Origin of the sequence: Streptomyces sp. NPDC059477, from assembly GCF_042749375.1 — a bacterium.
Classification (GTDB): domain Bacteria; phylum Actinomycetota; class Actinomycetes; order Streptomycetales; family Streptomycetaceae; genus Streptomyces.
On record NZ_JBHYUG010000032.1, the window covers coordinates 6,691 to 28,785 of the forward strand.

At 70.2% G+C, this 22,095-nt stretch carries 18 protein-coding genes and 4 pseudogenes; 15 read left to right on the forward strand and 7 right to left on the reverse strand.

Annotation, left to right across the window (positions count from 1 at the left end; genetic code table 11):
- The 6 genes and pseudogenes from ACFXAZ_RS18170 to ACFXAZ_RS18195 form a co-directional block, all read left to right on the forward strand.
- Positions 1-277, forward strand: a pseudogene (locus ACFXAZ_RS18170) (3-oxoadipate enol-lactonase); the annotation flags it as partial.
- Between the two features lie 11 nt (positions 278-288).
- Positions 289-795 carry a cupin domain-containing protein gene (locus ACFXAZ_RS18175; protein ID WP_384591631.1) on the forward strand — a complete coding sequence of 169 codons (507 nt, stop codon included), beginning with the start codon at positions 289-291 and terminating at the stop codon, positions 793-795.
- 6 nt (positions 796-801) lie between these two features.
- Positions 802-1,602, forward strand: coding sequence for an SDR family oxidoreductase (locus ACFXAZ_RS18180; RefSeq protein WP_384591634.1), 801 nt, complete (start codon positions 802-804; stop codon positions 1,600-1,602).
- 35 nt (positions 1,603-1,637) lie between these two features.
- A complete protein-coding gene (locus tag ACFXAZ_RS18185; protein ID WP_384591637.1) occupies positions 1,638-3,293 on the forward strand; it encodes a thiamine pyrophosphate-binding protein in 1,656 nt (551 codons plus the stop codon).
- Positions 3,290-4,780, forward strand: a complete 1,491-nt coding sequence (locus tag ACFXAZ_RS18190) for an aldehyde dehydrogenase family protein (RefSeq protein ID WP_384591640.1) — start codon at positions 3,290-3,292, stop codon at positions 4,778-4,780. The genes ACFXAZ_RS18185 and ACFXAZ_RS18190 overlap by 4 nt, the downstream gene beginning before the upstream one ends.
- Before the next feature lie 16 nt (positions 4,781-4,796).
- The gene (locus tag ACFXAZ_RS18195) at positions 4,797-5,921 is read left to right on the forward strand and encodes an FAD-dependent monooxygenase (RefSeq protein WP_384591643.1); all 1,125 of its coding nucleotides are present in this window, start codon (positions 4,797-4,799) and stop codon (positions 5,919-5,921) included.
- Positions 5,922-6,369: 448 nt separating this feature from the next.
- Here ACFXAZ_RS18195 and ACFXAZ_RS18200 read toward each other — a convergent pair.
- A pseudogene (locus ACFXAZ_RS18200) lies at positions 6,370-7,189 on the reverse strand (IS5 family transposase).
- Positions 7,190-7,302: 113 nt separating this feature from the next.
- On the opposite strand from ACFXAZ_RS18200, the pseudogene ACFXAZ_RS18205 reads away from it, so the two are divergent.
- Positions 7,303-7,933 (forward strand): annotated as a pseudogene (locus tag ACFXAZ_RS18205) (nitroreductase); the annotation flags it as partial.
- Positions 7,934-8,399: 466 nt separating this feature from the next.
- On the opposite strand, the gene ACFXAZ_RS18210 reads toward ACFXAZ_RS18205, so the two are convergent.
- Entirely contained in the window at positions 8,400-8,726 is a 327-nt protein-coding gene (locus tag ACFXAZ_RS18210; protein WP_384591802.1) for a hypothetical protein, read from the reverse strand.
- 87 nt (positions 8,727-8,813) lie between these two features.
- Positions 8,814-8,918, reverse strand: a pseudogene (locus ACFXAZ_RS18215) (XRE family transcriptional regulator); the annotation flags it as partial.
- 875 nt (positions 8,919-9,793) lie between these two features.
- Here ACFXAZ_RS18215 and ACFXAZ_RS18220 point away from each other — a divergent pair.
- Together ACFXAZ_RS18220 and ACFXAZ_RS18225 are read left to right on the forward strand one after the other, a co-directional pair.
- The gene (locus ACFXAZ_RS18220; protein WP_384591646.1) at positions 9,794-10,213 is read left to right on the forward strand and encodes a hypothetical protein; all 420 of its coding nucleotides are present in this window, start codon (positions 9,794-9,796) and stop codon (positions 10,211-10,213) included.
- Entirely contained in the window at positions 10,200-10,985 is a 786-nt protein-coding gene (locus ACFXAZ_RS18225) for a hypothetical protein (protein WP_384591648.1), read from the forward strand. Before ACFXAZ_RS18220 ends, ACFXAZ_RS18225 begins: the two co-directional genes overlap by 14 nt.
- A gap of 853 nt (positions 10,986-11,838) precedes the next feature.
- Here ACFXAZ_RS18225 and ACFXAZ_RS18230 read toward each other — a convergent pair.
- Positions 11,839-12,366 (reverse strand): DapH/DapD/GlmU-related protein, encoded by a 528-nt coding sequence (locus tag ACFXAZ_RS18230; protein WP_384591805.1) that lies wholly within the window; start codon positions 12,364-12,366, stop codon positions 11,839-11,841.
- 102 nt (positions 12,367-12,468) lie between these two features.
- Positions 12,469-13,746, reverse strand: a complete 1,278-nt coding sequence (locus ACFXAZ_RS18235) for an alpha/beta hydrolase family protein (protein ID WP_384591651.1) — start codon at positions 13,744-13,746, stop codon at positions 12,469-12,471.
- 279 nt (positions 13,747-14,025) lie between these two features.
- Here ACFXAZ_RS18235 and ACFXAZ_RS18240 point away from each other — a divergent pair, with 279 nt between their 5' ends.
- The 4 genes from ACFXAZ_RS18240 to ACFXAZ_RS18255 all read left to right on the forward strand — a co-directional run bounded on the left by ACFXAZ_RS18240 (position 14,026) and on the right by ACFXAZ_RS18255 (position 18,004).
- Positions 14,026-15,330, forward strand: coding sequence for a sensor histidine kinase (locus tag ACFXAZ_RS18240; protein WP_384591654.1), 1,305 nt, complete (start codon positions 14,026-14,028; stop codon positions 15,328-15,330).
- Entirely contained in the window at positions 15,327-16,001 is a 675-nt protein-coding gene (locus ACFXAZ_RS18245; protein WP_384591657.1) for a response regulator, read from the forward strand. Before ACFXAZ_RS18240 ends, ACFXAZ_RS18245 begins: the two co-directional genes overlap by 4 nt.
- Before the next feature lie 245 nt (positions 16,002-16,246).
- Positions 16,247-17,320 (forward strand): LLM class flavin-dependent oxidoreductase, encoded by a 1,074-nt coding sequence (locus ACFXAZ_RS18250; RefSeq protein WP_384591660.1) that lies wholly within the window; start codon positions 16,247-16,249, stop codon positions 17,318-17,320.
- Between the two features lie 3 nt (positions 17,321-17,323).
- Positions 17,324-18,004 (forward strand): NADPH-dependent F420 reductase, encoded by a 681-nt coding sequence (locus ACFXAZ_RS18255; protein WP_384591662.1) that lies wholly within the window; start codon positions 17,324-17,326, stop codon positions 18,002-18,004.
- 160 nt (positions 18,005-18,164) lie between these two features.
- Here the strand turns inward: ACFXAZ_RS18255 and ACFXAZ_RS18260 are convergent, their stop codons facing one another.
- Positions 18,165-18,527: an Atu4866 domain-containing protein gene (locus ACFXAZ_RS18260; protein ID WP_384591665.1), complete on the reverse strand. Its 363-nt coding sequence runs from the start codon at positions 18,525-18,527 to the stop codon at positions 18,165-18,167.
- A gap of 225 nt (positions 18,528-18,752) precedes the next feature.
- Between ACFXAZ_RS18260 and ACFXAZ_RS18265 the strand changes: the two genes are divergently transcribed.
- On the forward strand, positions 18,753-19,625 hold the full coding sequence (locus ACFXAZ_RS18265) for an Atu4866 domain-containing protein (protein WP_384591668.1): 873 nt from the start codon (positions 18,753-18,755) through the stop codon (positions 19,623-19,625).
- Between the two features lie 113 nt (positions 19,626-19,738).
- Positions 19,739-21,130 carry an amidohydrolase family protein gene (locus ACFXAZ_RS18270; protein ID WP_384591671.1) on the forward strand — a complete coding sequence of 464 codons (1,392 nt, stop codon included), beginning with the start codon at positions 19,739-19,741 and terminating at the stop codon, positions 21,128-21,130.
- A 2-nt stretch (positions 21,131-21,132) separates the two neighbouring features.
- Here ACFXAZ_RS18270 and ACFXAZ_RS18275 read toward each other — a convergent pair whose 3' ends face one another.
- Positions 21,133-21,915: an SDR family oxidoreductase gene (locus ACFXAZ_RS18275; RefSeq protein WP_384591674.1), complete on the reverse strand. Its 783-nt coding sequence runs from the start codon at positions 21,913-21,915 to the stop codon at positions 21,133-21,135.
- Between the last annotated feature and the right edge of the window lie 180 nt (positions 21,916-22,095).

Consider the following 22,095-nt stretch of genomic DNA (forward strand, 5'->3'; position numbering starts at 1 on the left):
CGCCGACGCCCCGGCCTCGGCCCACCCCACCGCCGACCGCCACCGGACCCCCGCCCCGCCGCGCGGGCTCGCCGGCGAGCACGACACCGTCACGGGACCGGACCGCGCCCGGGAGATCGCCGCCGGCATCAGCGGCGCCGTCCTGGCAACCGTCCCCGGCGCCGGCCACCTCGCCAACCAGGAGCAGCCCGCGCTGGTCAACGACTGGCTGCGCCGGACCGCCCTGGCAGCGGGCGCGAATCCGCCCCGGACCCCCACGAGCCCGTCACACCCGTGAAAGGAAACGACATGACCCTCCGATACGAGGACGCCGACCTGGCGGCCTTCACCGACGCCATCATCCTCACCCGGGCCACCCGCCACGAGGACTGGGACACCCTCGGCTTCCAGGCCAGGGCCGGCGCACAGTTCGCCCGAGCCCAGATCCGGTACGTCGGCTCCGGCGCAACCGGCAACCACGAGAACGACCACCGCACCATCGCCTCGGGCGGCTTCACCTTCTCCAACATGCTGCTGCCCCCCGGGGCCGAAGGCCCCGAGCACACACACCACGACGCCGAAGAGGCGTTCTTCGTCCTCGAAGGCGAGGTCGAGGTCGGCATCCACCGCGACGGCCGCGTCGAGAAGCGCACCCTTGGCTACCGCGACATGATCGTCGTGCCCGCCGGGGTCCCGCGCAGCCTCAAGAACAACGGCGACACCGACGCACTCTTCTGCGTAATCATCGGAGCGCAGAAGCCGCAGGTCCCCACCTACCCCGAGACCTCCGCCATGCATGGCGTCTCCCGGGACTGACCCGCGATGGACCTGCTCCTGAAGGACCGCATCTATCTCGTCACCGGTGGCAGTTCCGGCGTCGGCGCCGCCACCACGGCGCTGCTGCTCGCCGAGGGCGCCCGGGTCGTCACCTGCGGACGCCGCGCCGACGTCCTCGCCCAGGCCGCGGACCGGCTCGCCGCCCTGACCGGAGCACCCCGGGACAACCTCCTCGCCCTGCCCTGCGACGTACGCGACGCCGACGCCGTGGCGGGGCTCGTCCAGGCCGCTGCCGAACGCTTCGGCGGTCTGGACGGTGTGGTCAACAACGCCGGCCAGTCCCGTATGGCCGGCCTCGACACCGCCGGCCCGGCCGAGTTCCGCGACGAGCTGGACCTGAAGTTCAGCGGCGTGCTGCATGTCCTCATGGCCGCACGGCCCTGGCTGGAGAGGTCGCCCGCGGCCTCGGTGGTCAATGTGAACGCGGTGCTCGCCAAACAGCCCGAACCCCGGCTGGTGACCACTTCGGCGGCCCGCGCCGGACTGCTCAACCTGTCCAAGTCGATGGCGATCGAGTACGCCCCCCAGGGCATCCGCGTCAACTCGGTCTGCCTCGGGCTCATCGACACCGGGCAGTGGCGCCGCCGCCACAACGAGAGCGGGAACGGCACCCCGTTCGCCGAGTGGGAGCGCGAACTCGCCGACGACCGGGGCATCGCCCTCGGCCGGTTCGGCACCGCCGACGAGGTCGCCGCGGCGATCGGCTTCCTTCTTTCGCCCCGGTCCTCGTACGTGACCGGAGCCGCCCTCGACGTGTGCGGCGGCGTGTCGCGCGGACTCTTCTGACCCATGCCGGACACCCAGCGAGCGAGTAGGAAATCATGACAGGCCAAACCGGGCGCAACGGCGGTGACCTCCTCGTCGACGTGCTCCGACGCCACGGCGTGGACACCGTCTTCGGAATCGTCAGTGTGCACAACCTGCCCCTGGTCGAGGCCGTCGACCGCGAGCTGCGCTTCGTACCCGTCCGCCATGAGGCGACTGCGGTCAACGCCGCCGACGGCTACGCACGGGCCCGGCGCGGCCTCGGCTGCGCCCTCACCAGCACCGGCACCGGCGCCGGCAACGCCGCAGGCTCCCTCGTGGAGGCGCTCAGCGCGGGCAGCTCCGTACTGCACGTCACCGGCCAGGTGGACACGCCGTACCTCGGCTCCGGGCGCGGCTTCATCCACGAGACCAAGGACCAGCTCGGGATGCTGACAGCGGTCTCCCGGCACGCCGTCACCATCACGGACACCGACAGCGCCCCAGCCGTCCTGGAGGAGGCCGCCGCACGGTCCCTCGCTCCGCCCGGCGGGCCCTCCTCGGTCGAGTGGCCCATCGATCTCCAGTACGCCGCCCACCCGGGCCTCGGTCCGGCCGCTGGCGCACCCGGTCCTGGCGACCCGCCCGACGAGGATGCCCTCGCCGACGCCGCACGCCTCCTCGCTGCCGCCGCACGGCCGGTGATCTGGGCCGGCGGAGGCGTCGCGGACGCGGGTCCGGCACTGCGGATCGTTGTCGAACTGCTCGGCGCCGGGCTGCTCACCAGCAACTCGGGCCGTGGCGCGGTCCCCGAGGACCATCCCCTGTGCGTCGGCAACTACGCGACCTCCCCCGGCGGCCGGGCAATGCTCGCCGAGGCGGACGCACTGCTCAGCATCGGCACCCACTTCCGCTCCAACGAGACAGCCGACTACACCCTCACCGTGCCCGCCGCGCACATCCAGGTCGACCTCGACCCGGCCGCGATCGGCCGCGTCTACCCGGCCACCCACGGAATCGCCGCCGACGCGGACGCGTTCCTCACCGCGCTCGCCGCCGAACTCGCGGCGCTCGGCGCGGCACCGCGCGACCCCTGGACCACACGGGTCCGTAGAACCCGGAAGGCGGTCCGGGAGAAGCAGCACGCCGGGCTCGGCGACCACACCGCCTTCCCCGACGCCCTCCGCAAGGTCCTCCCGCGCCGGGCCGTGATCGCCCGTGACGTCACCATCGCCTCCAGTTCCTGGGGCAATCGGCTGCTGGAGATCCACGACCCTCGGGACAACCTCTTCCCACGAGGCGGCGGCATCGGCCAGGGACTCGGCATGGCCATAGGAGCCGCCGCCGCACGGCCCGGCGAACCCACCGTGTGCATAGCCGGGGACGGTGGCCTCGCCGTGCACTTCGGCGAACTGATGACACTGGCCCAGGAGGCCCCCTGGCTGGTGCTGCTCGTCTTCAACGACGGCGGCTACGGAGTGCTCCGCAACATGCAGGAAGGACTCGGCCGGGCCCGGTCCGGAGTCGACCTGGTCACCCCCGACTACGCAACGGTGTGCCGGGCCCTCGACCTGCACCACAGCCGTATCGCCGACCCGGCCTCCGTCGCGGTCGTCCTGAACGACGCCGTCGCGCTCCGCCGCCCCGCCGTCGTCGAGGTCGACCTAGCGGCCTACCCGCCCATGCCTGCCCCGTTCACCCCGCCCGTCCACGTACCGGGAGCCACAACATGACCGCCACCACTCCGGAACGCCTGGCCCCGCCCGGCCGCATCCTCGTCGGCGGCAACTGGACCGAGGGCCACGGCACCGAGGTGACCACGGCCGATCCGGCCGACGGCAGTGTCCTCGCCACCTTCCCGGGCGCTGCACCCGAGGACGTCGACGAAGCCGTCCGGCTCGGCGACGCCGCCCGCGCCGAACGGTCCTGGCGCGACCTGCTCCCACACCAGCGGGCCCGCCACCTCACCCGCACCGCCGACCTCATAGAGGCCCGCGCCGAACAGCTCGCGCTCCTGCAGAGCCATGACAACGGCAAACCGATCACAGAGACCCGCGCCCTGGTCGCCAGCGCAGCCGGCACCTTCCGGTACACGGCCGCCGTGCTGGAGACCCAGGAAGGCGCGATCCCCCCGTCCCGCGGCGACCACCTCGCGTTCTCCGTCCACGAACCCATCGGTGTCGTCGGCGCGATCACCCCTTGGAACAGCCCAGTCGCCTCGGACGCTCAGAAGGTGGCCCCGGCGCTCGCGGCCGGCAACGCGGTGGTGATCAAACCAGCCGCCTGGACCCCGCTGCTCTCGCTGGAACTCGGCGCGCTGCTCCTGGAGGCGGGCTTCCCCTCGGGACTGATCAGCGTCCTCCCCGGCCCCGGGGCCACAGTCGGACAGCGCCTGGTCGAGCACCCCGGTGTCGGACACATCTCCTTCACCGGTGGCACCGGCACCGGACGACGGCTCGCCACGACCGCCGCGGGGCTGCTCAAGACCACCTCCCTCGAACTCGGCGGCAAGTCCCCGACGATCGTGCTCCCCGACGCCGACCTCGACCTCGCCGTCAGCGGCATCCTCTACGGGATCTTCAGCTCCCAGGGCCAGTCCTGCGTCGCGGGCTCCCGCCTCTACGTGCACGACGACGTGTACGACGAGGTCGTCGGCCGCGTGGCCGAGCGCGCCGACCGGCTCCGGGTCGGCCACCCCCGGGCCGAGGACACGCAGCTCGGACCGCTGGTCACCGCCTCGCACCGGGCCTCGGTCGAGGAGTACATCGCCGCCGGCCTCGCCGAGGGCGGCACCCTGCGTGCCGGCGGAACCCGCCCCGACGACCCGGAGCTGGCCGTCGGCAACTATCTCCGCCCCACCGTCATGGAGGGCCTCGCGGCCGACGCCCGGGTGGTCCGCGAGGAGATCTTCGGGCCGGTCCTGGTGACCCTGCGGTTCCGCGACGAAGGGGAACTTGTCACGGCGGCCAACGACTCGCCGTACGGCCTGGCCTGCGGGATCTGGACCCGAGACTTCCCCCGCGCCTGGAGCCTCGGCCGGGCGATCCAGGCCGGCACCGTCTGGATCAACACCTACAAGCAGCTCTCCGTCGCCACCCCCTTCGGCGGGGTCAAGGACAGCGGCTCCACACGCGAGAAGGGCCTCGGCGCAGTCCGCGCGTACCAGCGGCAGAAGAGCATCTACCTCGGCCCCGGCGACCCGCTCGCCTGGGCTGACTGAGAGCGGGGAGCAAGTGATGAGCGTGCACATCGGCATCGTCGGAGGCGGCATCGGCGGACTCGCCGCCGCCCTCGCGCTGCGGGCCCGCGGCCACCGGGCCACGGTCTTCGAGCAGGCCCCCGCGTTCGGCCGGGTCGGGGCGGACATCAACCTCACTCCCAACGCCGTCCGGGCACTGGACGAGCTCGGCGTGGGCGACGCGCTGCGCGAGACTGCGGCCCGCCCCAGCCACCGGATCAGCCGCACCTGGGACACCGGCCGGGAGACCTCGCGGCTGGAGATGAGCGACACCGCGGAGCGGAAGTACGGCGCTCCCCAGCTGACCATCCACCGCGCGGACCTGCTCTCCGCCCTGGAGGCCGCCCTGGACCCGGAGATGATCCGCCTGGGGCACCGGCTCACCACCTTGGAACAGGAGGAGGGACAAGGCGTGAGGCTGTCGTTCGCGGACGCGCCGGCCGCCGAGGTGGACGCCGTGCTGGGTGCCGACGGCATCCACTCGGTGGTGCGGACCGCCCTCTTCGGACGCGAGAGCCCTGAGTTCACCGGAGTGGTCGCCTACCGGGCGGTCTTCCCCACCGACCGGCTGGACCTGCCCGATCTCGGCGCCTTCACCAAATGGTGGGGACCCGACCCGGACACGCAGATCGTGACCTTCCCGCTCAACCGGGGCCGTGACACCTTCGTCTTCGCCACCACCCGCCAGCACAGCTGGACCGAGGAGTCCTGGACCTCAACGGGCGACGTGGCCGAACTGCGCCGGATGTACGGGCACTTCCACCCCGAGGCCCGTGCCCTGCTCAACGCCTGCGACTCGGTCCTCAAGTCGGCCCTCTACGTCCGGGACCCCCTGCCCCGCTGGTCCATCGGCTGCGCGACCCTGCTCGGCGACGCCGCCCACCCCATGATGCCGTTCATGGCCCAGGGCGCCGGGATGGCGATCGAGGACGCCGCCGTCCTCGCCTGCGCCGTCTCCGAACAATCCCGCGACCTTGCCGTCGCCCTGCGGACCTACGAGAACGCACGGCTCGCGCGGACCAGCAGAATCCAGCTCGGTTCACGTGGCAACACCTGGCTGAAGTCCGCCGAGGACGCCGACTGGGTCTACGGCTACGACGCCTGGAACGCCCTGCCGGTATGAACGGGCACCGCACCGCTGGGCGGCACGGCTGGGTGCTGGAAGGCTCGGCGGCCAGGGGTGAGCCGGTACGGGGCCAGGCGATACCGGGCCGACCTCCCGGTCGCCGCGGAGGGAACGTCGTCAACGGGTGTCTCATCGGCCCTCACCCGGATTCAGGACCGGAACATCGCGCTGAGCTACTCGATTTCGCTTCGGTCTCCTGCCCCGTTCCTACTCGGACCCCGGGAAGGCCGCCAGTTCGCGAAATCTGAAGGTACTTCTGGGGGGAACCCGAGGGTCCGGTGCCGCTACTTTCAGGGATGGACCCGCGGGTTCGGCGAACACGCCGGATCGGTATCGAGGTTGGTCCGAGGAAGCTGCCGGGCTGAGTGCGCGTAGCGGATGGCGGTCTTCTCGTCGATGCCGAAGACAAGTGCGAGGTGCAGTGGGTTGGGCAGTGTCCTGGCGATCATGAGCGGAGCCAGAGGACGAGCGCGGCTGTGGTAACGGTTCGGAGGTGGGCGTAGCCGCGCTTGTCGAACCCGGTTGCAACCGCACGGAAGATCTTCGGTTTGTTGATCGCCCGTTCGACGGTGTTGCGCTTCTGGTAGCGGTCCTTGTCGAGACCGGGCGGTCGGCCCCGGAACTGCTGCCTCGGACCCGGTTGGCAGCTTGGTCGGCCTTTTCCGGGATGACGTGCCGGACTCCGCGTCCGCGTAGGCAGCGGCGAGTTCGGCTGCTGCTCTGGTCCTTGTCGCCACTTGAGCTGTCCGGCTTTCGTACGTGGCCTGCCGCAAGCCGGCCACGGCACGCAGACCCGGTCCATGACCGCCCCGAACTGGGTGCAGTCGGCGCACTGCCTGGGCGTGATGACCAGCGAGAGCACCCAGCAGCGTCCGTCCGCGCTCAGGTGGATCTCGGTGGTGAATCCGCCACGCGGCCGGCCGAGCGCCTCGCCTCCCTCACCACCCGGTCGATCAGTTCCACCCAAACCTGACCGGCTCTGACCGTCCGGGCGGAGCCCCTCTTGATGGCGGGCGGCGGAGCGTGCCGGGCGCCGGAGGCGTGGTGGTGTCCGCCGACCAGCGGCGATGCCGCTCGTGTACCGTCTTCCACGGTCCGTACCGCTCCGGCAGATCGCGCCGGTGCACGCCCGTGCGGATCCGGAACAGCACCCCGTTCACGACCTGCCGGTGGTTCCGCCACCCGCCAGAACGCCCATTGCTGACGGGTAGAAGCGGCTCCAGCCGTTCCCACTGGGCATCCGCCAGGTCACCTCTGTCTCCCACAGTCCAGTCAACGACTGGACTGATCGTCGGGACGACCTCCAACCCCCGGCGATGCTCGGTACTGACGGCTGATTACGGTGGAGGGGCCCGGTTGGACGAGAGGACGCGAAGCCGTGGATGTGTATGAGGCCCTGGACAGTTGCCGGGCCGTGCGGGCGTTCAGCGATGAACCAGTGCCCAAGGAGGTACTCGAACGAGTGCTGACCGCAGCGATGCGGGCTCCGTCCAGTGGGAACCTCCAGCCATGGCATCTGTACGTCGCCACCGGTGAACCCTTGGCGGAACTCAAACGGACCGCGACAGCCAGGGCCCTGGCGGGGGATCCCGGCGACGAGCGTGAGTACCCGATGTACCCGGACGGGCTGGCCTCGCCGTATCTGGACCGCCTTGCCGCTGCCGCCGCCCAGCGGCACGAGTCGCTGGGGATCGAGCGGGGACCCGGACCGGCCCCGGAAGATCGCCACCTTGAACTCGGAAGCGTACGGGGCGCCGGCTGTCCTGTTCTGCTACCTCGACCAGACGTTGGGGCCCGGACAGTGGGCTGACGCGGGGATGTACCTGCAGACGGTCATGCTGTTGTTGAGGGTCGAGGGGCTGCACGGCTGCCCCCAGGTGATGTGGACCGCGTACCGGGAGACTGTCAACCTTGCGGTCGGAGCTGATGACGGACTCGTGCTGTTCTGCGGCGTCTCAGTGGGGTTCGAGACGGAGGGCGTGCCGCAACTGCTTACCGGGCTGGCGGAAGACGCCACAGACGAGGTCCAGAGGGCGCTGGCGTACACACTCGAAACCACACCCCTGATCTTCAACTCCGGGGATTCTCACGTCCAGCAGGTCATTGCAGAGACCATCGAATTGACGAGCCGGGTTGCGGCTCTTGCGGCGCGTGGTGGGGCAGAGCAAGGTTTGTCAGCCGAACTACTGGGATTCATCAACAGCGAAGTAGCGAAGTAGCGAAGTAGCGAAGTAGCGAAGTAGCGAAGTAGCGAAGTAGCGAAGGCCGAGGCGGAAGCGCGGGCCTCAGGCGACCACCTGGCTACCGAGTAGACGCGCGGTACAGCCAGAGCGGGTTACTGGGGCGCGTAAGTGTGGGCCAAAGTAGCCGTGTCACGAGGCGGACGGTGAATTCCTTTCCGCCCTGCTGCGGCAGGTAGAGGCGGCGGGGACGGCTGGAGGACGGGTGAGTAACGCTCGGCAGGTCGGGAGAGTCTCAGAGTTGCCGGGCAGCGGAATCGGCGCGGACCGTGCCGATGACTTCCCTGAGGCGGTCGTCCTCCGGGTACTGCTCGGCGTGCAGTCGGAGTTGGGCAATCATGGGCAGAGCCCACTCCTTCTCCCAGTCGATCAGTTGGGTCCGGGCCTCGGGCCAGGTGAGAGCCCACTCCATCACATTGAGGCCGTAGCCCATCCAGGGAAAGATTTCGCCCATTCTTGCGTTGTATGTCAGAACATCCCACCGATGAACGCTGATGCACGCGGGGCAGTTGTCACTGTTCCCGACGAGTTCACCGACGGTGTCGGGCAGCAGGACGGCCATAGGGCTGACGGGTGCTTCGGTCGGGTCGTGCCCGCGCGAGAGCCGGTAAACAATCTGCCATTCATCGGCACTCAAGTCCAGGACACGTCGTACCGCTTGCCGGCCGGTGTCACTGTGTGCCGCCTGCCTGCCGGACTCCAGTGCGCTGTACCAGCGCCGGCTCACACCTGCCAACTGTGCCGCCTCCGCCTGAGTGAGCCCAGGCGTCGGTCTGTTGCCGAATGCCGCCGTGAATCACGGGATGTCTGATACGTCACGGCGTGCGCGAGCTTGCCGCAGAATGCGGGAGATGATCGGCGCCGCATCGGCTTCACTCTTCATAACTTTCCGATAACGCTCGGGGGTGGGGTGTGGGTCATTTCTCCCGCAGTCGGTGAATCCGCGGGCGGGCGCCAGGATGAAGTCAATTCCTGGGAATCTTCAGCCGGGTTGGTCCAGCGTCTGCCGCTTTCCGTGTGAACGGTCCATGGCCAGTTTCGGTGCAATGGGAACTGTCAGTTCTCACCAGCTGGATAAACGCGCTCCTCCGCTGTCTGGTTCTCAGGGTTTCCCGTCTCTCCGTCGGCGATCAACAACCGGGATGGCACGAGTGCCCTCCCGCGAGGCAGCAGCGGTACCCCACCGAGGGGCCTGCCGCGCCGAGATGACGGCCCGCGACGGCCCAGCAGGACGGAACCCGCCATCAAGGACGGCTTTCAGTGACCGGAAGGCACGCGGTCCGCGCGGATGTCCCTCACGGCGGGCGTCCCAGACCTGCGGGCGTCGCCAAGTTGCTTGGACGCGACGCCAGGTTCGGCCGAGACCACGGCGATGGTCGGAGGAACGAGACCAGACGGAGGGTTCGCGCCACGCTGCGGGCATTGCGACGTGGCCAGGGTCTGATCAGAGCGATGGAAAGACTCAGGAAGGCGCAGGAGATTCGCGTGGGCAAGCGTGCCCTGGTGAGGGAGTGCGAGCAGTTGCTGGCACAGATCCCCGTTCCCCTCCCTTGAACCTTGGAGGGCCTGATCGCGGGCATCGAGGCCGAACGAGGCCGGAGGACCAAGCTTGTGCCGATCCCGGATCCCATGCCGGCCCGCACCGACGTGTGCGGCCTGTGGCTCCGGCTGCAAGACGCGCCAGTCGACCTCATCTTCTCCACGGAGGGGACCACGTCCTTCCACCGCCAGCGGATCATCCTGCATGAACTGGCTCATCTGTGGTGCGACGACGTGACCGAGGTCGGAATCGAGCAGCTGGCCGACCTCCTGCCAGATGTCCCGCCCGAAGAGCTGCGTCGGCTCGGCAGGTCGGCCCGGATAGCGGCCCGTCACCGCTATGACTCGGCGGCCGAACGGCGGGCCGAAGCACTCGCCGACCTCCTGCACCAGGAGGCGCACCGCACCGACCACATAGACGACGCCACCCTCGGGCACCTTGACGAAGACCTGACGTATCTGTTCCGTCGCGCCTCGGCTCTCCGGAAGCCCGCCCGTGTCCGTCGCTGAAATATTCATCTCGGTGATTGCCTTCCTGCCGCTGTTCCAGGCCACGATCCGCTTGCCCGAAGTCGTACAGGGCCACGAGCGCCGGCGCTTCCCGTCAGGGGCCTACCTCGTCCTCGATGTGACGTGGTGGCTCCGCACGGACCATGGCCGATCATTCATCGAGCCGCTCGGTATCAACGACTTGTCCAGCGTCCTGAAGCATGTCCTGGCCCTGGCCGGGGTGTGCATGATGCTGATCTACATCACCGACGTATACCGGGGCGAGGGCGCAGCCGCGCGCCACGTCAAGATCAGCTCAGTCGTGCGGAGCACCGCGGTACGCGCATCCTGGGCGACCGCCCTGTGCCATGTCCTCCTGTTCTTCCTGGCACTCGCGACTCGCGCAAGCCTGCGGACGGGCCTGGCGATGATGGCCGCCGGCATGGCACTGCTGGTGCTCTACTCCGCTCTGCGCATCTCCTACGTCATGGCCGTCACCCTTGAACCACAGCTCGTGGAGACTTCCACCGTTCCTGAGCAGATCACTGACAGCCTCCTGTACGCCGGGTGCACGCTGTGGCTGGTCGGCTCCACCACTCCCGCCACCCAAGTCCTCAGAAACCGGATCCGCTGCTACAAAGCTCTTTTTACCCTCCACCCGCTATGGCGTGACCTGGTCCGGGCTGCCGACGGCACGGCACTCCACCAGCCCAGCGCCCTCCTCCCAGCTCGACGGTTCGCCACCGCGATCAATACTGTGCGTGACCTCTTCACCCACGACACAGCTCCTTGAATGCCTGCAAGTCGGGTTCAGATCGTCGCGGATCTTCTCGTCCGATGGCGGCTTCCGTGCGGATGCGGTCAGGAGCACGGGTTGCGTCGTGGAACGGCCGACGAACCCGCTCATCCGGGGCAGTTCATATGACAGGCTCGTGCAATAGGACGCGGCACTGGCCAGGTGGTCGGCATGGCACTGCTGCTCATACAGAACATGATCTGCTCGAAAGCGCCGTGCTCGCTGCGGCCCACACACTGCTCACGCAGAACTGGATGCAGCGTCCGGTCTCAGGGAAAGTCGCCGCAAGATGATGATCTCCGAAGCTGCTGACGACGGGCGCCTGCGGCAGGCGGGAACGTCGTGAGCTGCCGATGCACCGCGTGCGGTGGAGCAGTCGCCACCGGCGGTGCGAGGTGGGCAGACGCGATACGCGACCGCGTCAGGGCGGAGCCCGGCACGGCGGGTGCGGCAGCAAGTCGATGCCGCGGCTGCTGAGCAAGGGCGCGAGCGGTCGTGGCGAGTGGTGCCGGCCCGGCGGGAGCGCAGCGAGGTCGGGGTTCCGTTGCGGGGTTCTACGGGGCTGGCTTGGGGACCAGTTGGGGACCACACGGTGTGCGCGCTGGTGCACGGCGGAACTCGCCATGCACACTATCCGACCTGATTAAGTCTGCTATATCCAGAAAATACCCTCGCCCCCTACTCCTGGGGGTCAAGGGGTCGCAGGTTCAAATCCTGTCGTCCCGACAGCGAGGTAGCAGGTCGGAGGGGTCCTTCGGGGCCCCTCTCGATCGTTTCCACCGGCTTCGGCAGGGGTCGGGTGCCAGTACGGTGGAGCTGCCGCGCACCCGGACCGGCAGCCCGGCCGGGATCAGTCGATCTTCTTGATCACCCGGGCGGGCACTCCCGCGACCACGGTGCCGGGAGGAACATCGCGAGTGACCACCGCGCCGGCAGCGACCACCGCACCGGCACCGATGGTCACCCCCTGCGTGATCACGGCAGCCGTCCCGATCCAGACGTGGTCCTCGATGACGATCGGGGCGAAGGAGAGGTACTCGCGGCGCTCGGCCAGGGGCAGTGGATGGCCTCCGGTGATGAGGCTGACCTTCGGGGCGATCATGACGCCGTTGCCGATACGGATGCCTCCCTTGTCCATGAAGGTGCATCCCTGGTTGACGAAGACGTTCTTCCCGAACGCCGTGTTGAGCCCGTACTCGGTGAAGAACGGCGGGTAGATCACCACCGACTCCGGCAGCGGGCCGCCGAACACAACGGAAAGTAGTTCCGCGCGACCCTCGCTGTCGCTGAACGGAAGCACGTTCAGTCGAGACGTCGCATCGGTCACCTCCACGATCCGCTCCGCATGACGCGTGAACTCAGGCGTCTGGACATACATGACCTGCTCTGTGCGGGTAGACATGCGCTGATTCCACCACCGCGCAGAGCACTCGATCAAACAACCCTGCACCACAACGGACACAACCAATGGTTGTGGGTGTCAGCCCATCACTTCCACCTCTGGATAGCGGGCGCCCGGGCGTTCGAAGAAGCCGGTGGGCCGGTTCTTCAGGTGGTGGTCGAAGAAGGCCCTCACGGCGGCTCGCTGGGCGGTCAGGGAGCGGTGGGGGGTGATGGTGCCGATCAGGTCCGCCGCCGCCGGGATCTCCAGATACGGGGTGAGCTGCGGCAGGATCACCTGGAGGTCGGTGTACGAGCCGTGTGCGGACCCGCGCAGGCGCAGCGCGCGCTTCCAGCCCGTCGACGCGGCCCAGAACGTGTCCCAGCCGGGGACGTTGCCGAAGGTGTGCGGTCCGGACGCCATCAGCAGGAACGGCGCGGTGACCCCGGTGCCGGCGACCGGGCCGATGAACTCCCCGTCGAGGTTGACCGCCGCGCCGACGCGCGGGTCGTCGTGGGCGAGTTGGGCGGCCACGGAACCGCCCAGGGACTGGCCGAGCGCGCCGACGCGGGAGAGGTCCAGTGCCGTGGACAGTCCGCCCGGGAGCGGTTGCGCCTCGGCGTCGGGGTTGTGGCCCCGGGCCAGGGCCTCGATCCGGCCCAGGACGAATCCGGCGTCCGCGAGGCGCGCGCGGGAGTGCTTCGCGAGGAGCGCCGCGATGACCTCCGGGGTCAGTTCGTCGGGGAGGGGGACGGCTCGTTCGACCCGACCGCCGGGGAACTCGACCTGGTCCGCCTCGTAGGTGGAGTCGACGGTGATCACGACGTAGCCGTGCGCGGCCAGTTCCTCGACCAGGGTGGTGCCCAGCGCGCGGGTGCCGCCGTCGCCGGGGAAGAAGAGCACCACGGGCAGGGGCCCCATCCGCCGGGCGACGGGGGCGCCGGTCCGCGCGTGTGTGTGGATTCCCGGCCAGTCCACCGCTCCGGGCGCGATCGTCAGGCCGGGCGCGGAGTGACTGTCCCAGTCGGCCGCGGCGGCGGGGCGCAGCCACGGGGCGGTCGGGAACGTCCCTCCCCGTTCCGCCGGGTACCACACGCCGACCATCAGCTCCCGGAAGGGCTTCGACGGGAGGAGGGGATCGGGCCGGGTCCGGTCGACGAGGTGCAGTTCGACGGTGCCTACGGGGTGCCGGGCGGTGGGCGCGGGCAGGGAGACGGGGAGGGCGGCGGAGAGGGCGGAGGGGAGGACCGCGGGAAGGGCGCGGGGGACCGGGCGGGCGGTGGCCGGGGTGGCGGTGGCCGGGGTGGCGGTGGTGGCCGCCGTGACGAGGGCGGTGGCACCCAGCTTCATCAGCGTTCTGCGGTTGGGACGTGGCATCGGCAGCAACCTGCTTCCCTGCGAGGGGTGATGTGTGTTCGGCTGCGAGAAGCGTTTCAGTGGGTCGGTCGCCCTCGCGACGTACGCGGGGCTGATCCACCCGGTAGACCCAGGTCCCCTCCGGGAAGGCCCGTACTTCTCCGGGAGGAGTCACGGGGGAGCCCCCCGCGCCCCAGGGCGTACTTCGCTTTCCGCCGGTCGTCGGATACAAGGGAACGGCCTCACACCTAGCGTGGAGAGGCATCTGTCCCAGAAGGAGCACCCGCGAGGACCGCCACGATGATCGAATCCGCACCCTGTCCCCACCCCCTCAGGCGTCTCCTCGTCCGCGCGGCACACCTGCCCCCCACGGCACAGGACACCGCGCTTGCCGCGGCGATCTTCGCCGTGACCTTCGGGCAGGGGCAGTTGGAGGGCGCCCGGGGGGTGCTGCTCCAGACGGCGTTGCTGCTGCCGTTGGTGTGGCGGCGCCGGGCGCCGCTGACCGTGTTCGGGGTGATCGCCGCCGTCGCGCTCGTCCAGTGGCTGCTGGGCGTCCAGTTGCCCGCCGACGCCGCGCTGCTGATCGCCCTCGGCACGGTCACCGCCCGCTCTCCCCGGCGACCGGCGCTGCTGGCCGTGGCCGTACTGGAGGTCGGCGCCCTGATGTCGGCGGCGCGTTGGGCGCCCGAGGGCCGCTTCCTCGCCGCGGCCTGCGCGACGACCGCCCTGGTCGTCGCCGCCGCCCTGCTGGGGGCGAATGTACGGGGCAGACGTCGCGCACAGGAGGACCGGGTCGCCCATCTGGAGCGCGAGCGTGACCAGAAGGCGCGGCTCGCCGTGACCGAGGAACGGGCGCGTATCACGCGGGAGATCCATGACAGCGTCACCCACAACCTGTCGGTGATGGTCGCCCTCGCCGACGCGACCGTGCATGCCAGGCCCGCCGATCCGTACCCTGTGCTGGACCAGATCGCCAGGACCGGACGGCAGGCGCTGACCGACATGCGGCGATCGCTGGGCATCCTTCGAGCCGAAGCGGGTGACGTGGGCGAAGCGGCCGTGGGTGACGCGGGTGACGTACCCGACGTCCCGGAAACACCGCACGCACCGCACGCACCACACGCCGAACGTCATCCGCCCCCCGGCATCCCCCACCTCGCCCCCCTGTGCGCACAGATGCGGGCCGTGGGCCTGCCGACCCTTCTCCACCTGGACGGCGACCCCGCGGATGTACCCGCCGCGGCGCAGTTGACCGCCTACCGGATCGTGCAGGAGTCGCTGACCAACACGCTCCGGCACGCGCCGCCGGGGACCCGGGCCGAGGTACGGGTGTCCTGTTCGCCGCGCGCCGTCACCATCGAGGTGACCGACGACGGCCCCGCAGTACCCGTAGTACCCGCCGTACTCTCCGTACCGGCCGGGTCATCCGGATCGTCCGGGCCGCCCGTACCCCCTGCACCTTCCGGACCCGTCGGGCCGCCCGGTCGCGGCATCGCGGGGATGCGCGAACGCGCCGCCGCCTATGGCGGGACACATCAGGCGGGCCCGCTCCCCAGCGGGGGATGGCGGGTCTTCACCCGTCTCGAACTGGACACCGCATGACAACCCGAGTGCTCCTCGTCGACGACGAGGAGTTGCTGCGCGTGGCGTTCACCATGATCCTGCGCGCCGAACCCGACCTGGAGCCGGTCGGCGAAGCGGCCGACGGCGAGAGCGCCCTGCGCCTGGCACGCCAACTGCGGCCGGACGTGGTCCTGATGGACGTACGCATGCCGGGCACCGACGGCATCGAGGCGACCCGGCGGCTGCTCCAGGAGTCGCCCCGCACCCGCGTGCTCGTCCTGACCACCTTCGACCTGGACGAGTACGCCTTCGACGCGCTCAGGGCCGGGGCGTCCGGGTTCCTGCTCAAGAACACCCGGCCGGAACAGCTGCTGGCCGCGATCCGGGATGTCGCCGCGGGAGAGGCGGTGGTCTCCCCCCGAATCACCCGGCGCCTGCTGGAGACCTTCGCCCACGAGCTGCCGTCGGCGTCGGGCGGTCACGACGGCGACGCCCGCCTGCGGCTGCTCACCGACCGCGAACGCGAGATCCTCCTCCATGTGGCCCGCGGCCTGACCAACACCGAGATCGCCACGGCCACGCGCCTGGCGGAGCCCACGGTGAAGAAGCACTTCGGCCGCATCCTGTCCAAGTTGGGACTGCGCGACCGCGTCCAGGCGGTGATCCTCGCCTACGAGACGGGCCTCGTTCGAGGCGATCTTCGGGACTAGTACTTCGAGGCGATCTTCGGGACTAGTACGAGGAAGCCGGGCACGCGGGTCCCGGTCGTGTCCGCCGGTTGCCGAACCGGACCGAGTGGGATGCCGACGACGAGAGCGGGCGCGGCCTCGTGCTCGTGGCCGAGCCGGCGGAGCCTGGGGTGTCGACATGCTCCCTCGGGCCTCATTGTTGACGCATCAACCTGACTGTGGGATAGTTGAAATCTCAATCAATGGGAGATGTGGAGGATGTCGCCATGAGTGACACGACTGGTGCGACGCGCGGGGTGGACGGGACGGACGCGGCCGGCCTGGTGCTCGGCCTCGACACGTTCGGCGACGTCCCGCAGCGTGACGGCGTACCCCTCTCCCACGCCGCGGCCGTCCGGCAGGTCGTCGAAGAAGCCGTGGTCGCCGATGAACTCGGTGTCGATGTCATCGCCCTCGGTGAGCACCACCGCCCGGAGTACTCGATCTCCGCCCCGGAGACCGTCCTGGCCGCCATCGCCGCCCGTACCTCACGGATCAAGCTCGCCTCCGGAGTGACCGTGCTCAGCTCGGACGACCCCGTCCGTGTCTTCCAGCGCTTCGCCACCGTGGACGCGATATCCAACGGCCGCGCCCAGGCCATCCTCGGCCGCGGCTCCTTCACGGAGTCCTTCCCCCTCTTCGGGTACGACCTGAGTGACTACGACATCCTGTTCGAGGAGAAGCTCGATCTGTTCGTGAAGCTGCTCGACGAGAAGCCGGTCACCTGGAGCGGCACCACCCGAGCCGCGCTCGACGCCGCCGACGTGTTCCCGAAGACCGAGTCGGGGCGCCTGGACACCTGGGTCGGTGTCGGCGGCTCCCCGCAGTCGGTGGTGCGCACCGCCCGGCACGGGCTGCCGCTCATGCTCGCGATCATCGGAGGCTCTCCCGCGCGCTTCGGACCGTACATCGACCTCTACCAGCGGGCCGCCGACCAGTTCGGCACCGTCGCGCACCCCGTCGGCATGCACTCACCCGGGTTCGTCGCCGACACCGACGAGCAGGCCAAAGAGGTGTTCTACCCGCCGTACAAGGTGATGCGGGACCGGATCGGCGCACAGCGCGGCTGGCCGCCGTTGCGCCGGGAGGAGTTCGACGCCGAGGTCGATCACGGCTCGCTGTACATCGGCGCGCCCGAGACCGTCGCACGGCGGATCGCGGGTGCGGTGAAGACGCTGGGTGTCGGACGCTTCGACATGATCTACGGCTCCGGCGCGCTGCCGGTCGGGGCCCGGATGCACGCCGTCGAACTGTTCGGTGCCAAGGTGGCGCCCATGGTCCGCGACCTCCTGGCGGGCTGACCCATGACCACCCTCGGCATCCTCGGCGCGGGCAAGGTCGGTACCGTGCTCGCCCGGCTCGCGGTCGCGGCGGGCTACGACGTCCTGGTGGCCGGCTCCGGCGACCCGGCGAAGATCGCCCTCATCGTGGAGGTCGTCACGCCCGGCGCGGTCGCGGTGACCGCGGCCGAGGCCGCCGAGCGCGCCGACATCGTCGTCCTCGCCCTCCCGCTGGGCAAGTACCGCGCCATTCCGGCGGACGCGCTGCGCGGCAAGCTCGTGGTCGACGCCATGAACTACTGGTGGGAGGTGGACGGCATCCGGGACGATCTGACCGACCCGCGCACCTCCTCCAGCGAGATCGTGCGGGATTTCCTGCCCGGGTCGCGGATCGTCAAGGCGTTCAACCACATGGGCTATCACGATCTGGAGGAGGGCGCCCGGCCGCCGGGCACCCCCGGCCGCAAGGCCATCGCCATCGCCGGGGACGGCGAGGCCGACGTCACCGCGGTCGCGGCCCTCGTCGACGCCCTCGGCTTCGAACCGGTGCTCGCCGGGCCGCTGGCGGAGGGCGTCCGCATGCAGCCGGGCACGGAGCTGTTCGGGGCGAACACCGACGCGGGTACCGTCCGCGAGCTGCTCGACCGATTCCCGGCCACCGAGGGGGGTCGGTTGGTGGGGGAGGCGCGGGGCGACGGAGGGTGACGTGGAGGGTGCCGGGGGTGGGGTGGGGGGCTGCCTGCCAGACCCAGACATGGCCCAGTCCCGGACCCAGGCCCAGTCTCGGACCCAGGCGCAGTGCCGGTCCCTGGCGCAGTGCCGGTCCCTGGCTCGGACCCCGGACCGGCCCGGACCGGCGACGACCCTAACCGGCTTCGCCGGGCCGGGCCGGGTCGCCGTCACCTCTCCCGTCACCGCCCTCGTCCCCATTCCCCTCCCCCTCCGCCTCCCGATAGAGCACCAGATGCTCGTGGTAGAGAACGCCGCCGCGGACATCGCCGGTCGCCGTGAAACCGGTGTCGTCGACGTAGTCGATGTGGGCGCCGGTGACGGTGTAGTCGCCGGTGTAGGCGCTGCGGCGGTTGCCGCGGGCCTCGTCGTAGCGGCCGTTCGGCAGTAGCTCCTGGCGGATGAACCCGTCCGCGGTCACCCACATCCCGACGTAGGGGTGGGGAGCGTGCGGGGCCTGTGGGACGGGACGGCTGCGAGGTGAATCGTTCCTGGTCATGGGTCTACGGTCCTCCCGCCGGCCGGGGGCAACCAGGCCGCCGTCTCCCCGGGTGGGCGTCTCCTGGGTGCCACGCACCCAGCGTCGCGGTGCCTCTCGCGTGCCCATCGTGGGTGCGCCACACCTGGGGACATCGCGGCCTGGTTCCGACTCCGCCGCGCGGCAAACCTGGTGATCGGGCAGCCGTCACCCACGGCTGCCGGACATCAGGCCGAGGAGCGCGCGATGAGCAGCACCGACACCCCGAACCAGAACCCGAAGGCCCCGAGCAACCACCCTGAGGCCCCCGACCACAACCCTGAGGCCCCCGACCACCATCCTGAGGCCCCGAGCTGGAACCCTGAGGCCCTCGACGAGATCCTCTCCAACGACGAGGGGCGTCCCGTCCTGTTCACCAACGCCCGCATTCTGACGATGGACCCGCTGATCGGCACCATGACCGGCGCCGACCTCCTGTTCGTCGGCTCCCTGATCGTGGGGGTCGGGCCCGCCATCGTCACGGCGGCCCAGGACGACAACGCCATCGTCGTGGACTGCGTCGGCATGACCATCGCCCCCGCCGTCGTGGACACCGTTGCCCTGGCGGGCGGACGTGCCCAGCGCTCGGAGTACGTGGCGACCCTGACCCCGGGCAACGTGTCCGACTTCCTGGTGCTGCCCGACGCACTCGCCTCCGGCGTGCCGGACGCGGTGGCCACGGCCCTGACCCGGCCGGAGCAGATATGTGCGCTCGTCGCGGCGGGCCGGCCGGTGCTGTGGGCGGGCGTCGACGTTCCCGGCCGGGCCACCGACCCCGGGACCGGCATCCAGGTCATCCCCGGGACCGGCATCCCGGCCGCCCCCGACCTGACCGGCACCCCGCGCGTCGGCGTCTGGATCGACCGGAACGACTTCCTGCACCAGGAACTCACCGCCGACGGCCGCTACGACGAGACCCGGGGCGGACGCCCGCACGCCTACCAGGGCCGCTACTGGATCGACGGCGACCGCATCGACTACCTGGACGACCTCGGCTTCTGGGCCTACGGGGAGTTCCAGGGCGACGAACTCCACCACGCGGGCTACGTCATGAAGCTGACCCAACGCGACCTGACCTGACCTGAGTCGCCCCTACCGGAGTCGCCCCTACCTGACCCGCCCCTACCTGACCCGCCCCGACTCCCCCCTCCCCCCCCCGAGCGGCACCCCTCCCTACAGAAAGCAGCCCCCTCATGCCCCGCAACGCCCCCTCCGCCCCGCCCCCGCTGGAAGAACTCCGCCGCAGGCCCGCCGACCGCCGCCGCATCCTCTTCACCGGCGCGACCCTCGTCACCATGGACCCCGCCCTCGGCGTCATCGACGGCGGTGACCTGCTCGTCGAGGGTGACTCGATCGCCGCCGTCGGCCGTGACCTCGACGCGGGTGACGCGGTGGTCGTGGACGGCGCCGGTACGATCCTCAGCCCCGGTTTCGTGGACACCCACCGGCATGCCTGGGAGGCCCAGTTGCGCCGGATCATGCCGGACGTGGACGACCTCGGCGGCTATGTCATGGCCACCCTGGCCGGGTACGCGACCGTCTACCGGCCCGAGGACATGTACATCGGCACCCGCCTGGCCGCCCTGACCGCGATCGACAGCGGCATCACCACCATGCTCGACTTCTCCCACAACTCCCGTACCCGCGAGCACTCCGACGCCGCCGTCGAAGCCCTGCGCGACACCGGCATCCGGGGCGTGCACGCCTCCATGGGCCCGCACTTCGGCGACTGGGACCGCCAGTGGCCCGCCGACCTGACCCGGCTCAAGGAGCGGTACTTCAGCAGCGACGACCAGCTCCTCACCCTGCGCCTGGCGACCCTCGCCACCGACGAGATCGCCGGACCGGCCCTCGCATACGGGCCCGAACTCGCACGCGCGGCACGGGATTTGGGAGTCGGAGTGAGCGTCGACGCCGTCTTCGGCGCGGCCTCCTCCGAGGCGGTCCTGCGCTGGGCCGAGGACGGCATCCTCGGCCCCGATGTCACCCTCATCCACGCCACCGGACTGACCACCGAGGCATGGAAGGCCATGGGCGCCACCGGCACCACCGTGGCCCTCGCCCCCACCTCCGACGCGCAGATCGGCCTGGAGAGCGCGATCCCCGCCGTGGACGAGGCACTCGCCGCCGGTATCCGTCCCGGCCTGAGCATCGACGTCGAAGTGGCCCTGGCCAGCGATATGTTCACCCAGATGCGGGCCCTGCACGCCATCCAGCGGATGCGCGCGGTCAACGCCGTGTACGGCACCGACCGGCAGCCCTCTCGCATCACGACCCATGACGTCCTCGACTTCGCCACTCTCCAGGGCGCCCGCACCAATGGCCTGGCCGGGGTGACCGGCTCGCTCACCCCGGGCAAGAAGGCCGACCTCCTGGTCATCCAGGCCGAGGACCTCAACAACATGCCCCTCAATGACCCCATCGGCACGATCGTCCTGGGCTCCGATGCCCGCAACATCAGCGCCGTCCTCATCGACGGCGAGCCGCGCAAGTGGGACGGCCAGGTCCTCGATGTCGACCTGGCCGCCCTGCGGAACGAGGTGCACAGCTCCCGCGAGTATGTGCTGCACACCCCGTCCGCGTGAGGTCAGACGGCTTGGGCGGTGGGCAGGATGGTGATCTCCGTGAGGTTGACATGGCGGGGGACAGCGGCCATGAAGGCGACGGTCTCCGCGATGTCGGCGGACTGGAGGACGTCGATGTCATGGATGAGGTCGGCCATGAGCTTGGAGGCGTCGGGGTCCGTGACATGGTCGGGCAGTTCGGTGTCGACCATGCCGGGCTCGATGGTGGCGACCCGGACCATCTTGCGCCCCAGCTCGACCCGGAGCAGGCGGGTGAGATGGCTGATGTACGCCTTCGTACCCGAGTAGATCGAGAACTTCTCCAGGATGCGGGTGGCCGCGATGGAGGAGGTGTTGATCAGGTCGGCGGGCCCGCCCTGTCCCGCTGACGCGGTGAGGTGGGGCAGGAACGCGGCGATGACGTTCATCAGACCGCTGATGTTGAGGTCGATCTGGCGCTGCCATTCATCGACCTTCAGCTCCTCGATGCCCGAGATGAGCTGGACGCCGGCGTTGTTGAACACCAGGTCGGCCCTGCCGAAGCGGGCGGCGACCTGGTCGGCGGCGCTCTGGACGGCGGCACGGTCGGTCACATCGACGGCCAGGGCGAGCGCGGTGCCGCCGGCGGCCTCGATGGTCTCCACCAGGGTGTCGAGGCGCTCCTTGCGCCGGGCCAGTACGACGACGGTGGCGCCCAGTTCGGCCAGGCGGCGGGCGGTGACGGCACCCATGCCGCTGGAAGCGCCGGAGACTACGGCGACCCGGCCGGCCAGGGGGGTACCGGTGAGCAGAGCAGCGGACATCACAAAACCTCAATCCGTTTGAGTTCGAGCAGAGTGATGGAGACGATCGGGGTGGCTCGTGGAGTTGGTCGATCGAGTGACCCCCCGGGGGGCCCGGCACGGCGCCGGCGCACCGGCGGCATGCAGCGGCGTGTTAAAGGGGGGGGGTACGCGCGGGGAGGACCGAGGGCGGCACTGTCCCGC